The sequence below is a fragment of the Methylobacterium sp. Leaf125 genome (assembly GCF_001423085.1).
Lineage (GTDB): Bacteria > Pseudomonadota > Alphaproteobacteria > Rhizobiales > Beijerinckiaceae > Methylobacterium.
This window is the reverse complement of the sequence record NZ_LMNU01000001.1, coordinates 713,441-727,227: the sequence shown is the minus strand read 5'-3', so window position 1 is coordinate 727,227 and position 13,787 is coordinate 713,441. Positions and strand designations below refer to the sequence as shown.

Sequence of the window (13,787 nt, the reverse complement as noted above, 5' to 3'; positions counted from 1 at the left end):
GATGGCGGGCGCGCACCGATCCGCCCCGCCCTCCCCGGCGGAGGGGGAAGGGTTCGGGCGCGGCGCGCTCGAAGCCGTCGCCCTCTCGCCCGGCGCGGACCTCGACGGATTCCGGGCTGCGGCCCGTCGCCTCGCCGGCCGGGGCATCCCCCCGGAGCGGGTGCTGTGGTCCATCGGCGAAGCGTCCGGGCTGTTCGGGGCGCCGGCGCCTGCGCCCTCCGGCGAGGCTCCCTTGAGCCTGCCGCGCGGGGTGGGCGAGATGGTCGCCCGGGTGGTGCTCCACCGCGATCCCGAGCGCTACGCCCTGCTCTACGACCTGATCTGGCGCATCCTGCAGGGCGAGCGCCGCTTGCTGGAGATCTCCAGCGACCCGCTGGTCCACCGCCTGGAGCGGATGCGCAAGGCCATCGCCCGCGACCTGCACAAGATGCACGCCTTCCTGCGTTTCCGCCGCGTCGCGGGGGATGGGCCCGAGCGCTTCGTCGCCTGGTTCGAGCCGGACCACCACATCCTCGGGGCGGCCGCTCCGTTCTTCGTCGATCGCTTCCGCGGGCTCGACTGGACGATCCTGACGCCGGAGGGTTCCGCCCGCTGGGACCGCGAGACCCTGGCGTTCGGGCCGCCGGGGCGACGCGAGGACGCACCGGCCCAGGATGGCTTCGAGTCCGGCTGGCGCGATTACTACGAGAGCACGTTCAACCCCGCCCGGACGAACCTCGCCGCGATGCGGGCGGAGATGCCGAAGAAGTACTGGCGCAACATGCCCGAAACCGCCGCCATTCCGGGCCTCGTCCGGCAGGCGGCGGCGCGGACCGGCGCCATGATCGAGAGGGAGCCGCAAATGCCGGTCAAGCGCAATCCCGCCCGGGCCGTCGCGGCCATGGCGGATCAGGCCCCGGATTCGCTGGAGGCGCTCAACGCCATCATCCGGCGCTCGGAGCCGCTGGTCCCCGGCGCGACCCAGGCGGTCCTCGGCGAGGGGCCGGTGGGCGCCTCCATCGCCTTCGTGGGCGAGCAGCCGGGTGACCAGGAGGACCGCCAGGGGCGCCCCTTCATCGGCCCCGCCGGGCAACTGCTCTCGCGGGCGATGGCCGAGGCCGGAATCGACCGGGGCGAGGCCTACCTCACCAATGCGGTCAAGCACTTCAAGTTCGAGGAGCGGGGCAAGCGCCGCATCCACCAGAAACCCACCGCCGGCGAGGTCAGCCACTACCGTTGGTGGCTCGACCGGGAGCTCGATTTCGTCGCGCCGAAGCTCGTGGTGGCGCTCGGCGCCACCGCCGTCCTGGCCCTGACGGGCAAGGCCATCCCGATCACCCGGGCCCGGGGGCCGGCGCAGTTCGAGAAGCCCTATGCGGGCTTCATCACCGTGCACCCATCCTACCTGCTGCGCCTGCCGGACGAGGCGAAGGCGGAAGCCTACGCGGCTTTCGTCGCCGACCTGCGCCGGGTCCACGCACTCGGACAGTCGCTGGCGGCCTGAGGGCTATGTCCCCTCCTCCTTGTGGGGACGCAGCTCCGGCGTGACCTGGTCGACCGCGGTCTCGATGGGCGCCGAGCGGCTCTCGACCCGGGTGCTGTCGACGAAGATCCGGGCCTCGCCCTCCTTCAGGCCGAGGCTGCGCAGAGCATAGAGGGTCATGCCGAAGGCCAGTTCGCGCTCGGCCATCAGCACGAGGCCGACGCCCTGCTCCTCGAAGTGGCGGCGCTCGCCGTCGTTGTGGGTGCGCACCAGGGTGTCGATGTCCGGATGGATCTCGCGGGCGAGCTCGACGATGCGCCGTGTCGTGTGGGCCTCCGGTGTCGCGACCACGATCAGGCGGGCCTGGGCGATGTCGGCGGCCTGCAGGATGCCCGGCGCCGTGGCGTCGCCGAAGACCGCCTCGATGCCCTCCTGCCGCAGCTCCAGCACCCGGCGGCGGTCGCGGTCGAGGACGATGTAGGGCAGGTCCCAGGCCTTCAGCGCCTTGCCGATGGTGCTGCCGACCCGGCCATAGCCGATGATGATCGCGTGGCCCCGATGCGGCGGGCTCTCGCTGGTGACCGCCAGGGCTGCGGCGCCCTTGCGCTCGAAGCGGGCGGCGAGGGTCGGGCGCTCGGCGACCTTGCGTCCGATCCAGTCGGTGAGCGCGAAGAACAGCGGGTTCAGGGTGATGGACAGGATGGCGCCCCCGAGGATGAGGTCGCGCCCCTCCTCCGGCAGGAGCTTCAGGGACAGGCCGAGGCTGACGAGGATGAACGAGAACTCGCCGATCTGGGCAAGGCTCGCCGCGATGGTGAGCGCGGTGCCGAGGGGATGCCGGAAGGCCAGCACGATCGCCACCGCCGCCAGGGACTTGCCGATGAGGATGACGCCGAGCACCGCCAGCACCGAGAGCGGCTCGCGGACCAGGATGCCGGGGTCGAACAGCATGCCGACCGAGACGAAGAACAGCACCGCGAAGGCGTCCTGCAGCGGCAGGGAATCGGCCGCGGCCTGATGGCTGAGGTCGGATTCGGCGAGCACCATGCCGGCGAAGAACGCCCCGAGGGCGAACGAGACGCCGAAGAGCTCCGCGGAGCCGAAGGCGATGCCGAGCGCCAGGGCCAGCACCGCCAGGGTGAAGAGTTCGCGCGAGCCCGTGCGGGCCGCCTGGTCGAGGAGCCAGGGCACGAAGCGCCGGCCGCCCACCAGCATCACGGCGGCGAAGACCGCGACCTTGGCCAGCGTCAGTCCGAGGGTCAGCCAGAGGTTGCCGTCCCCGGCATGGTGCGCGGCACCCGCTCCGTCGCCCCCGAGGGAAGGGGCCAGCGCCGGAAGCAGCACGAGGGCCAGCACCATCGCCAGGTCCTCGACGATGAGCCAGCCCACCGCGATGCGGCCCTTGTCGCTGTCGAGCAGCCGGCGCTCCTCCAGCGCCCGCAGCAGCACCACCGTACTCGCCACCGACAGGGCGAGGCCGAAGACGAGACCCGCGCCGAGGCCCCAGCCCCAGGCCAGCGCCAGGGCGCCGCCCATGGCGGTGGCCGCCAGGATCTGCACGATGGCGCCCGGCAGGGCGATGGCACGCACCGCCATCAGGTCCTTGATCGAGAAGTGCAGGCCGACGCCGAACATCAGCAGGATCACGCCGATCTCGGCCAGCTGCCCGGCGAGCTGGCTGTTGCCCACGAAGCCCGGCGTATAGGGGCCGACGAGGACGCCCGCGAGGAGGTAGCCCACGAGGGGCGGAAGGCGCAGGCGCTGCGCCAGCATTCCGCACACGAAGGCCAGGACGAGGCCGAGGGCGATGATGGCGATCAGCTCTGTCGCGTGCGGCACGGGGCGGACGTCTCCGGGTCGAGGTCTGGGGCTCCTGGGGCCGTGCCGCGTGGCGCCCGCGAGAGCAAGCCGCGAACGGCCCCCACGTGCAGGCTGCGCCCGAAATTCCGCGCCGCGCGTCCCTTCACGTGCCCCGACGCACAATGTCGGCCCTCGGACCGGTGTTTCGCGGAATAAATCCGGACGGGCCGCCGCATCGCCCCTGCTCGCTTTTCCGTGAACCGCAAGGAAACTCTTGGCCGTCGCATCCCGTTGTCGAAGCAACGTTTGTTGCGTCGAGCAACGCCAGCATCACCTTGCAATGACGATCCCTTCGGCGGAACGGACGATCGATGACCTCACCGAACGAGCATTCGACTGCGCCCAATGCAGTTGAAACCCGAAACTCGACCCTCTGGACCGTCGCCCTCGCCACCGCGCTTCTCGGCTTCGTCGCCCTTCCGCGTAGGACCGGCGGGACGGCACCAGCCCGGGCGATGCCGAAGGATCCGACCCGCCGACCCTCCCCCTCGCATGCCGGCACCGACGCCCGTCGGGTGGCCAGGGCCGAGCCCGAGCGCGGCCGCGGGGCGCGCACGCCCTCCGAGATTCCGGCGAAGGGCTGGAAGGATATCGGGATGCGGGTGTTCCACGACGTCTCGGAGAACAACATCGTCTCGGTCGCCGCCGGCGTGACCTTCTACGTGCTCCTGGCGATCTTCCCCGCCATCGCCGCCCTGGTCTCGTGCTACGGGCTCGTGGCGGACGTGGCCACCATCAACGAGCACCTGCAGAGCCTGCAGGGCGTCATCCCCTCCGGGGCCCTCGACATCATCGGCGAGCAGGTCAAGCGCATCGCCGCCAAGGGGGACACCACCCTCGGCCTGACCTTCTTCACCGGCATCGTCCTGTCGCTGTGGAGCGCGAACGGCGGCATGAAGGCGGTCTTTTCCGCCCTGAACATCGTCTACGAGGAGCGCGAGACGCGGAGCTTCATCTGGCTCAACCTGCGCTCGCTGGCGTTCACCGCCGGCGCGCTGCTGTTCATCATCCTGGCACTGGTCGGGATCGTGGTGGTTCCGGCGGCGATCAACATCATCGGGCTGAGTTCGGAAGCCTGGTACATCGCCCTGCTGCGCTGGCCAGTGCTCCTCGCCGCCGTGCTCGGCGGCCTTGCCCTGCTCTACCGCTACGGCCCGAGCCGCGACGCCCCGCGCTGGCGCTGGGTGACCTGGGGCAGCGCCCTGGCCGCCGTGGCCTGGCTCGTCACCTCGCTGGGCTTCTCCTGGTACGTCTCCAATTTCGGCAAGTACAACGAGACTTACGGCTCGCTGGGCGCCGTGATCGGCTTCATGACCTGGATCTGGATTTCCACCACGATCGTGCTCATCGGCGCCGAGGTCAACGCCGAGATGGAGCATCAGACCGAGGCCGACACCACGCGCGGCCCGGAGCAGCCGCTCGGAACCCGCGACGCCCGGATGGCCGATACGGTGGGGGCTGCGACGTGAGGGGTCTTCCGGCCACCGCCCGCGTTGCGGTAGGCTCCCTTCATGGAACGCGACGCCACCATTGAGATCCTGCGAACGCGTGAGCGCGCCTTGCAGCAGTGTGGCATCTGGCATGCGACGCTGTTCGACTCGACGGCGCTCGGGCAAGTGCAGGCCGGATGTGACGTCGATACCCTGATCGACCTGGGCAAGGACCTGAAGCGCGACGTCTACGGCTCAGTCGGTCCCTGCCACGTCATCGGGGATCTGTTCCCGGTGGCGGTCGAGGTGGGCGATCGGCAGAGCTTGAAGAAGCGGATCAGGACACGGATCGAGCGTGATGCCGTTCCTGCCGGCTGAACGCGAGCCCGATGCCTGTAAGGACATCATCGTCAACGCTGAGGCGGCCGTGCAAGTCGTCGCCGGCATGACCTCCGCGACCTTCGAGTCCGACCAGCGCACCGATGGTGCCGTCATGCGCGGCCTCGAGATCATCCCGGAAGCGAGCCGGCGTTTCGGGCCCGACAGACAGGCGCGCCACCCCGAGATTCCGTGGCGCGACATCGCGGATGCCGGGAATCTCGACCGTCACGCCGATCAGCGGGTGGCGCTGGACATCGTTTGGAAGACCGTCCACGACCCTCTGACCTCGATCATCGCGGTCTGCCGTGCCGAACTGAGCCGACCGCCGGCTCCCTGAGCGCGGCCGTCCCGATCCCCTTCACGAGATCCCGCGCCCGATGACGTCTCCCGCTTCCGCTCCCGTCGGCCCCGGCGATCAGATCATCCTGGTCGACGGGTCGTCGTTCATCTTTCGCGCGTATTTCCAGTCGATCAACCAGGACCAGAAGTACAACACGCGGCCGTCGGATGGCCTGCCCACCGGCGCGGTGCGGCTGTTCTGCACCAAGATCGCCCAGTTCGTGCAGGAGGGTGCGGCCGGGGTGATGCCGACGCACCTCGCCATCGTGTTCGACAAGTCGGAGGGCTCGTTCCGCAAGGAGCTCTTCCCCGACTACAAGGGCCACCGTCCGGACGCGCCGGACGACCTCAAGCGGCAGATGCCGCTGATGCGCGACGCCGTGCGGGCCTTCGGCCTGCAGCCGATCGAGTTGATCCGCTACGAGGCCGACGACCTCATCGCCACCTATTCGCGCCAGGCCGAGGCGCGCGGGGCCGGCGTCATCATCGTCTCGTCCGACAAGGACCTGATGCAGCTCGTCGGCCCCCTGGTGCGGTTCTACGACTTCGAGTCCGGCGCCAAGGGCAAGCCCGGCTACCGGCCCGAGCGCAACCTCGACCGCGAAGCGATCATCGCCAAGTGGGAGGGCCTGCAGCCTGAGCAGATCGGAGACGCCCTGGCGCTGATCGGCGACACCTCGGACAACGTGCCGGGCGTGCCCGGCATCGGCCTGAAGACCGCCGCGGCCCTGATCAAGGAATACGGCAGCCTCGACGCGCTTCTGGAGCGCGCCGCCGAGATCAAGCAGCCCAAACGCCGCGAGACCCTGCTCGCCAGCATCGACCAGGCCCGCCTCTCGCGAAGGCTGGTGGCGCTTGAGGAGAACGTGCCCCTTCCGGTGCCGCTGGACGACCTGCGCCTGCCCAAGCCCGATCCGCAGAAACTCGTCGGCTTCCTCAAGGCGATGGAGTTCAACACCCTGACCCGGCGCATCGCCCAGATGCTCCACGTCGACCCGGAGGCGGTGCAGCCCGACCCGGCATTGCTGCCGAACCGCGAACCCGCGCCCGACGCCCCGTTCTTCCCGGACGCCCACGGCGACCCGGTGCCCGTCGATCCCGAGACCGCGTCCGGCGCCCCGAGCGGCGAGGTCGATCCCTTCGCCGACCTCGGCCTGCCCGATGTCGCGCCCAAGCCCCGCGGCCCCTCCGAGCCGACGCCCGCCGGCCTCGTGGCGGCGCGGGCGGCGGAGTCGGTGAAGCCCTTCGACACGGCCGCCTACGAGACGATCGGGTCCGTCGAGCAGCTCGACGCCTGGATCGCCGAGGCCGAGGAGGCCGGTGTCATCGCCGTCGACACCGAGACGGATTCGCTGGATTCCAACCACGCCAACCTCGTGGGCGTCTCCCTCTGCGTGGCGCCGGGCCGGGCGGCCTACATCCCCCTCGCGCATAGCGGGGGCGACGACCTGTTCGGCGACGGCCTGCTGCCCGGCCAGATTCCCCTCAAGGCGGCGATCGCGCGGCTGAAGCCGCTTCTCGAGAATCCGGGCGTCCTGAAGGTCGGCCAGAACCTGAAATACGACTTTGCCGTCCTGTCGCGCTACGGCATCCGGGTGGCGCCCTTCGACGACACCATGCTGATCTCCTACGTGCTCGATGCCGGCAAGGGCGGGCACGGCATGGACGAGCTCGCCCGCCGCCATCTCGGGCACCAGCCCATCACCTTCTCGGACGTGGCCGGCACGGGCCGGGCCAAGGTCACCTTCGACCGGGTCGCGCTGGACAAGGCCACCGCCTACGCGGCCGAGGATGCCGACGTCACCCTGCGCCTGTGGCGGATGATGAAGCCTCGGCTCGTGGCCGAGAAGCGCGTCGCCGTCTACGAGACCCTGGAGCGTCCGCTGGTGCCGGTGATCGCCCGGATGGAGGCGGAGGGCATCCGCGTCGACCGCAACATGCTCAGCCGGCTGTCCGGCGACTTCTCGCAGATCCTGGTGCGTCTGGAAGAGGAGATCCAGGAGGATGCGGGCGAGAAATTCCAGGTCTCCTCGCCGAAGCAGATCGGCGACATCCTGTTCGGCAAGATGGGCCTGCCCGGCGCCAAGAAGACGCCCTCGGGCCAGTGGGCGACGCCCGCGACCCTGCTGGAGGAGCTCGCCCAGGCCGGGCATCCGCTGCCGAAGAAGATCCTCGAATGGCGCCAGCTCGCCAAGCTGAAATCCACCTACACGGATTCGCTGCAGCAGCATGCGGACCGGGAGACCGACCGGGTCCACACCTCGTTCTCGCTGGCCGCCACCACCACCGGCCGGCTCTCCTCCTCCGAGCCGAACCTGCAGAACATCCCGATCCGCACCGAGGAAGGCCGCCGCATCCGCCGGGCCTTCGTGGCGGCGGAGGGCAACCGCCTGATCTCGGCCGATTACAGCCAGATCGAACTGCGCCTTCTCGCCCACATCGCCGACATCCCGCAGCTGCGCCAGGCTTTCGCGGACGGCATCGACATCCACGCGGCCACCGCCAGCGCGATGTTCGGCGTGCCGCTCGCCGAGATGACGCCGGACCTGCGCCGGCGGGCCAAGACCATCAACTTCGGCATCATCTACGGCATCTCGGCTTTCGGCCTCGCCGACCGCCTCGGCATCGGCCGCGAGGAGGCGGGCGCCTTCATCAAGCAGTATTTCGAGCGCTTTCCCGGCATCCGCGCCTATATCGACGACACCAAGCGGCGCTGCCGGGATCTCGGCTACGTCACCACCCTGTTCGGCCGGGTCTGCCATTATCCGCAGATCCGCTCGAACAACCCCAACGAGCGCGCCTCCGTCGAGCGTCAGGCCATCAACGCACCGATCCAGGGCTCGGCCGCCGACATCATCCGCCGGGCGATGATCCGCATGGAGGAAGCGCTGCGGGCCGAGCGCCTGAACGTGCGCATGCTCCTGCAGGTGCACGACGAACTCGTGTTCGAGGCACCCGAGGACGAGGTCGAGAAGGCCCTGCCGGTGATCACCCGCATCATGGTCGACGCCCCCGCCCCCGCTCTGACCTTGAAGGTCCCGCTGGTGGTCGAGGCCCGCGCTGCCCTGAACTGGGAAGAGGCGCACTGAGAAGCGCCTCGCGCGCCGGACCGGCCCACCCGTCCCGCCGGAACAGCGGTGCAACGGTCGGCTCCCCGCACCGGTGGCGAAGCCGTGCGACCGGGTTGCCGCTCACGATTGCGGAGGGCGACGCATTGTACCGCGCCACCCTCACCGGCCCCGAGGGATGAGCCACGGCGTCCGACTTCGGGCGTACGCGGGCAAGCGGGTCAGGCTGTCGAGGAGCGGTCGAACTTCACGCAGGGACCCGCGCGCTTGCTGATCCGACATCCGATCCTGACGCCGGAATCCCCTCCCAGGAACCGACCCGCTCTGGAGTCGAAGGCGCCGAATAACACCCCCGCGAACGCAATGCTCCAATGCGACGCAGGGTGGAACGCCCGGTCGGGCCACGTGTTGCCGCACCGCAAACGATCATCAAGAACGGCGCCGTTCAGGCGCTCTGGAAAGAGAACTCGCCATGACCAAGTCCCTCCTCGCCGCCCTCGGCCTGTCGGTCGCTACCCTCGCCACCCCGGCCCTGGCCCAGGAGCCGCTGTCCTTCCGCGTCGCCCCGCAGTTCGACGGCAACCAGCCGACCGTGACCGACACCTCTGACTTCCGCGCCGCTGCCCTTCGCTCGGACGCCGTTAGCATCGAGTCGAGCCGCATCGCCCTGGAGCGCTCGCGCAACCCGCGCGTCCGTCAGTACGCCCACAACGTCCTGGTCGAGCGTAAGGCCACCACCCAGGCGCTGCTGCCCGAGGGCACCTCGCTGACCGCTGGCGGCACCGTGGTTTCCGACACTCAGCCCTTCGAGACCCGCCTCGACAACCCGGTTGGCGTCGTCCTCGCCCCGGTGACGATCTCGGCCACCATCGCCCAGCGCGTCGTCGGTGGCGTCCTCGGCGGCGTCGGCCTCGTGGACAACAGCCCCGCCGAGCCGGGCCGCCGCGTCGCCATCGGGGCCGAGGGTCAGGGCCGGCTCGATCGCCTGAAGTCCGCCCGCACGGGCCGTGACTTCGACCGCACCTACGTCGACCAGCAGGCCAACTCGGACGCCCGCACCCTCGGCCTCTACGCCTCCTACGCTCGCAACGGCGACAGCGTGCAGGGTCGTGAGTTCGCCAACCAGGCGCTGCCCTACATCGCCGGCGAGCACGCCCACTCGGCCAACCTCGCCGACCGCATCAACTGAGCGGTCGTCTTCGATCCAAATGCGAAAGGGTCGCCCCGTGGGGCGGCCCTTTTTTCGTGGCCCGGTCCCGTCGCCCGCTTCACGCGTTCGGGACGAGCGCCGCCACGGCAGCGCCGAGCTCGTCGAAATGGGCGATGACCCGGTCCGGTCCGAGCGCGGTCACGGGCAGGTCGGTGTAGCCGAAGGGCACCGCCACGACTGGAATGCCGGCGGCCTTGGCGGCATCGATGTCGGCGCGGGAATCCCCCACCATCACGGCGCGGGCCGGGTCGCCACCGGCGCGCTCGATGGTCAGGGTGATGTGGCGCGGATCCGGCTTGAAGTACGGGAAGGTCTCGCGGCCGCAGATCGTCGCGAAGCGGTCGGCCGCGCCCAGGAGTTCGAGCAGGCGCACGGCCTGGCCCTCGTACTTGTTGGTGCAGACGGCGAGGAGGAAGCCGCGGCCCCGCAGGGCGTCCAGGGCCTCGACGACGCCGGGGAACAGGTGCGACTGCTCGCAGAGATGATCGCCGTAATGGGCGATGAAGTCAGAGAACAGCGCCTCCAGCCGTTCGGTCGACAACGGCTCGCCGGCCGTCGTGAAGCCGCGCTGGATCAGCGCCTTGGCCCCCGCGCCGATCATGTCGCGGGCCTGCTCGAGGGGCAGGGCCTGGAGGCCCTCGCGACGCAGGATCACGTTCAGGGTGCCGATCAGGTCGCCGGCGGTCTCGGCCAGGGTCCCGTCGAGATCGAAGACGGCGATGGGCGGCAGGGCGGTCATGGACACTCGCAGGATCAGGGGGCGGACGGGAGGGCACGGAGCCGCCGCTCTAGCCCATCCGGGCTGCACGGGCGAGATCGTTGGGCACGGGGCCGCCCGGCCTTTGCCGGTGGACAGGTGACAGGGGTGCCGCGGCATCATCCCGGCCGCACTTGCCTCGGCGTCTCGGCGTCCTGTACGGTTCTCACATCGACGGCCGGGGGGCCGCTGTCCTTCACCCGATGACGGTCTTGATCTCGGCGCCGCAGGCCCGGTGCAGGGGCGTCACGTGAGTCGAACGGACGGAAGCGGGCGATTTCGGAGGGGGCTATGGCGGAAACGGTCCCGGGTTGGTCGGACGAGCGGGTCGATCTCCTGCGCCGGCTGTGGGAGGATGGCCTGAGCGCCAGCCAGATCGCGACGCAGCTCGGCGGCGTGACGCGCAACGCAGTCATCGGCAAGGTCCATCGGCTCGGCCTCTCGGGCCGCGTCAAGTCGGCCGAGACGCCCGGCGTGTCGCCGCGTAAGGTCGTGCGCGAGCCGGAACTCGAGGTCGTGGCGCCCGCGATCGTGGCCCCTGACCTCGACGACGCCGCGGTTGCCTTCGAGGCTCCCGCGGCCGCACCGGTCGTGGTGGCCCCGGTCGCCCTGACGCTCTCGCGTCGCGTGACGATCATGGACCTGCGGGAATCGATGTGCCGCTGGCCCATCGGCGATCCGACTTCGCCCGACTTCCACTATTGCGGCGACCGGTCGATCACGGGTCTGCCCTACTGCACCGCCCACGCGCAGATTGCCTACCAGCCGGCGGCCGAGCGCAAGCGGGACCGGCGCGTCGGCGGCTTTCGCTGATCCGCTGCGCACGGGCGCGGCACGGTTTGGAGACTTCGCGCGTTGATCACCGTCGCCGGTTTCGGACCGGCGAGAGAAGGTGACGAGCCGTGACGGAGCGAACGACCACGATCGACGGCAACGAGGCCGCGTTCCTCGACCTGCATGCGCAGCGCGAGGATCTGGAACGTCAATTGTCGCTGGTGCAGCTGCGCCGGCAGTTCGGCCCCGGCCAGGAGGCCGTGGACCAGGCCGCCGACGACGAGAAGGCGCTGCTTCTCAGCCTCGACCGGGTCATGACCCAGATCCGCGCCGCCGAGTACAAGCGGCAGCCGAATGCGCGGCGCTGGTAGCGGGTCCTAGTCGAGCCGCCGCAGATCCCGCTCCTTGTGCCGCAGGCGCAGCAGGAGATCGATCTGGCTGTCCGGGATCGGCAGGGTGTCGCAGGTCTCTTCGTAGATCGAACGCAGCGCGGTTCCGAGACGGTACCGCGTGTCGTCGGGCAGGTTGGGCTGACACGCATGCGTCGCGTCCTCCCGCATCTCGCCGTCGCAAACTCTCTGGTCCAACGTCTCAGTCCCTCGTTCGAGCGATCCAACGCCGGCGCCGAAATGGAGCGCACTCGCCGTTTAACGAGTGTCGTCCAACATGGTTAAGGAAACGTTAAAGGCCGAGCCGTCCTACAGCGCTCAGGCGTCGGCCGCCTGAAGCAGGCGTGCCGCCGCGGCCCGGGCCTCGTCGGTCACCGTGGCACCGGCCAGCATCCGGGCGATTTCCTCCCGGCGCGCCGGCGCTTCCAGGGAGGCGACCCGCGTGGCGACCCGGTCGCTGCCCTTCACGGGATCCTTGGCGATCAGGAAATGCGTTTCCGCCCGCGCCGCCACCTGGGGCGCGTGGGTCACGGCCACCACCTGGACCTGCGTGGCCAGGCGCCCGAGCCGGGCGCCGATGGCATCGGCCACCGCCCCGCCGACGCCGGTGTCGATCTCGTCGAAGATCAGGGTCGGCGCGGAGCCCTTGTCGGCGAGCACCACCTTCAGGGCCAGCATGAAGCGCGAGAGCTCGCCGCCCGAGGCCACCTTCATCATCGGCCCCGGGCGCGTACCCGGATTGGTCTGGGCCCAGAACTCCACGCGGTCGTAGCCGGACGGATCGCGGGAGTCCGGATCGGTGGCGATCTCGGTGATGAAGCGGGCGCGCTCCAGCTTGAGTGGCGGCAGCTCGGCCTTCACCGCCGCGTCGAGGGCCTTGGCCGCGCGCTTGCGCCCGTCGGTGAGCTTGGCGGCGGCCTTCGCGTAGGCGGCCTCCGCCGCAGCCAGCGTGGCCTCCAGACCGCCGAGGGCTTCCTCGCCGGCGTCGATCGCAGCGACGTCCGCGGCGTAGCGTACGCGCAGGGCGGCAAGATCGTCGACCGGCACCTGGTATTTCCGCGCGGCGGCCCGAAGGGCGAACAGTCGCTCCTCCACCCGCTCCAGCTCGCGCGGATCGAACTCCGCCTCGCGCAGGGCCACGTCGAGGATGGTGTGGGCCTCGTCGAGAGCGGTCAGGGCCGTGTCGAGGGCGGCGACGCAGGGTTCGACCAGGGCCGGCAGCTGCGCCGCCCGGCGCTCCAGTTTGCGCAGGGCGGAGGAGAGATGGGATACGATGGGGCCGCCCGAGGCCTCGATCGCCTCGTTCAGCTCGCGCGCGACCTTCTCGCTCTGCTGCATCACCGTGCGGCGCTCGGCCAGGGTGGTCTCCTCGCCCGGTTCCGGCGCGAGGGTTTCGAGCTCCGCCACGGCATGGCGCAGGAAGTCGGATTCCTTGGCGGCGGCCTCCACCCGGGCCCGGTGCTCGGACAGGGCGGAGCGGGCGCCCTTCACGCGCTTGGCGGCCTCGGCGACCTGGGCCAGCGGGCCCTGCAGGCCCCCGAAGGCGTCCAGGATGGCACGGTGGGTAGTGGGATCGGCCAGCGCCCGGTCGTCGTGCTGCCCGTGGATCTCCACAAGCGCCGCGCCGATGGCACGCAGGACCTGGACGCCCACGGCCTGATCGTTGACGAAGGCGCGCGTGCGTCCGTCCGCCATCTGCACGCGACGGAGGATGAGATCGCCCTCGGTGTCGATCTCCGCCTCGGCGGCGAGCGCCCGGGCCGGATGATCGAGGGGCACGTCGAAGACGGCCGTGACGGCGCCCTGCCCTTCCCCGTGGCGCACGAGCCGGCCGTCGCCGCGGCCGCCGAGCGCCAGGGCAAAGGCATCGAGCAGGATCGACTTGCCCGCGCCCGTCTCGCCGGTGAGGACGCTGAGGCCCTCGCGAAAGGTCAGGACGAGCTTGTCGATGAGAACGATGTCGCGGATCGCGAGCTGGCTCAGCATGCCGCGTCTGGGGTCCCGTTGTGGATGCTGGCGCCGTGTTTACGGCGAAGTGCCGCCGGCTTCACGCAAAAAGATGCCGCCCCCCTGGGGGAGCGGCAAAGCGGCCCTCGATGCGGGGGCGGGCCCGGGGC

Annotated in this window: 12 protein-coding genes; 8 read left to right on the top strand and 4 right to left on the bottom strand. The window is 70.4% G+C overall.

The window, feature by feature from the left end; translation table 11 throughout:
• Position 1 precedes the first annotated feature (1 nt).
• Positions 2-1,483 (top strand): UdgX family uracil-DNA binding protein, encoded by a 1,482-nt coding sequence (locus ASF58_RS03275; RefSeq protein WP_055947174.1) that lies wholly within the window; start codon positions 2-4, stop codon positions 1,481-1,483.
• Between the two features lie 3 nt (positions 1,484-1,486).
• On the opposite strand, the gene ybaL is transcribed toward ASF58_RS03275, so the two are convergent.
• Positions 1,487-3,301 (bottom strand): YbaL family putative K(+) efflux transporter, encoded by a 1,815-nt coding sequence (gene ybaL, locus ASF58_RS03270; RefSeq protein ID WP_055947173.1) that lies wholly within the window; start codon positions 3,299-3,301, stop codon positions 1,487-1,489.
• Between the two features lie 332 nt (positions 3,302-3,633).
• Between ybaL and ASF58_RS03265 the strand changes: the two genes are divergently transcribed.
• The 5 genes from ASF58_RS03265 (at position 3,634) to ASF58_RS03245 (ending at position 9,729) form a co-directional block, all read left to right on the top strand.
• Positions 3,634-4,791: a YihY/virulence factor BrkB family protein gene (locus tag ASF58_RS03265; protein ID WP_055947169.1), complete on the top strand. Its 1,158-nt coding sequence runs from the start codon at positions 3,634-3,636 to the stop codon at positions 4,789-4,791.
• A gap of 42 nt (positions 4,792-4,833) precedes the next feature.
• Positions 4,834-5,130, top strand: coding sequence for a hypothetical protein (locus ASF58_RS03260; RefSeq protein WP_055947167.1), 297 nt, complete (start codon positions 4,834-4,836; stop codon positions 5,128-5,130).
• Positions 5,111-5,470, top strand: coding sequence for a HepT-like ribonuclease domain-containing protein (locus ASF58_RS03255; protein ID WP_055947166.1), 360 nt, complete (start codon positions 5,111-5,113; stop codon positions 5,468-5,470). Before ASF58_RS03260 ends, ASF58_RS03255 begins: the two co-directional genes overlap by 20 nt.
• Before the next feature lie 40 nt (positions 5,471-5,510).
• Complete coding sequence (gene polA / locus ASF58_RS03250) at positions 5,511-8,561, top strand: DNA polymerase I (RefSeq protein ID WP_055947164.1); 3,051 nt, start codon at positions 5,511-5,513, stop codon at positions 8,559-8,561.
• A gap of 451 nt (positions 8,562-9,012) precedes the next feature.
• A complete protein-coding gene (locus ASF58_RS03245) occupies positions 9,013-9,729 on the top strand; it encodes a DUF4142 domain-containing protein (RefSeq protein WP_055947162.1) in 717 nt (238 codons plus the stop codon).
• Positions 9,730-9,808: 79 nt separating this feature from the next.
• Here ASF58_RS03245 and ASF58_RS03240 read toward each other — a convergent pair whose 3' ends face one another.
• On the bottom strand, positions 9,809-10,489 hold the full coding sequence (locus ASF58_RS03240; protein ID WP_055947160.1) for an HAD family hydrolase: 681 nt from the start codon (positions 10,487-10,489) through the stop codon (positions 9,809-9,811).
• Between the two features lie 309 nt (positions 10,490-10,798).
• Between ASF58_RS03240 and ASF58_RS03235 the strand changes: the two genes are divergently transcribed.
• The gene (locus ASF58_RS03235; RefSeq protein ID WP_055947159.1) at positions 10,799-11,320 is read left to right on the top strand and encodes a GcrA family cell cycle regulator; all 522 of its coding nucleotides are present in this window, start codon (positions 10,799-10,801) and stop codon (positions 11,318-11,320) included.
• An 89-nt stretch (positions 11,321-11,409) separates the two neighbouring features.
• Positions 11,410-11,652: a hypothetical protein gene (locus tag ASF58_RS03230; RefSeq protein WP_055947157.1), complete on the top strand. Its 243-nt coding sequence runs from the start codon at positions 11,410-11,412 to the stop codon at positions 11,650-11,652.
• A 6-nt stretch (positions 11,653-11,658) separates the two neighbouring features.
• Here the strand turns inward: ASF58_RS03230 and ASF58_RS03225 are convergent, their stop codons facing one another.
• Positions 11,659-11,868 (bottom strand): hypothetical protein, encoded by a 210-nt coding sequence (locus tag ASF58_RS03225; protein WP_146056308.1) that lies wholly within the window; start codon positions 11,866-11,868, stop codon positions 11,659-11,661.
• 120 nt (positions 11,869-11,988) lie between these two features.
• On the bottom strand, positions 11,989-13,656 hold the full coding sequence (gene recN / locus ASF58_RS03220; protein WP_055947153.1) for a DNA repair protein RecN: 1,668 nt from the start codon (positions 13,654-13,656) through the stop codon (positions 11,989-11,991).
• Between the last annotated feature and the right edge of the window lie 131 nt (positions 13,657-13,787).

Coding starts and splice junctions, on each gene's coding strand:
- ASF58_RS03275 (WP_055947174.1), top strand. CDS start 2: ATGGCGGGCGCGCACCGATCCGCCCCGCCCTCCCCGGCGGAGGGGGAA.
- ASF58_RS03265 (WP_055947169.1), top strand. CDS start 3,634: ATGACCTCACCGAACGAGCATTCGACTGCGCCCAATGCAGTTGAAACC.
- ASF58_RS03260 (WP_055947167.1), top strand. CDS start 4,834: ATGGAACGCGACGCCACCATTGAGATCCTGCGAACGCGTGAGCGCGCC.
- ASF58_RS03255 (WP_055947166.1), top strand. CDS start 5,111: ATGCCGTTCCTGCCGGCTGAACGCGAGCCCGATGCCTGTAAGGACATC.
- polA (WP_055947164.1), top strand. CDS start 5,511: ATGACGTCTCCCGCTTCCGCTCCCGTCGGCCCCGGCGATCAGATCATC.
- ASF58_RS03245 (WP_055947162.1), top strand. CDS start 9,013: ATGACCAAGTCCCTCCTCGCCGCCCTCGGCCTGTCGGTCGCTACCCTC.
- ASF58_RS03240 (WP_055947160.1), bottom strand. CDS start 10,489: ATGACCGCCCTGCCGCCCATCGCCGTCTTCGATCTCGACGGGACCCTG.
- ASF58_RS03235 (WP_055947159.1), top strand. CDS start 10,799: ATGGCGGAAACGGTCCCGGGTTGGTCGGACGAGCGGGTCGATCTCCTG.
- recN (WP_055947153.1), bottom strand. CDS start 13,656: ATGCTGAGCCAGCTCGCGATCCGCGACATCGTTCTCATCGACAAGCTC.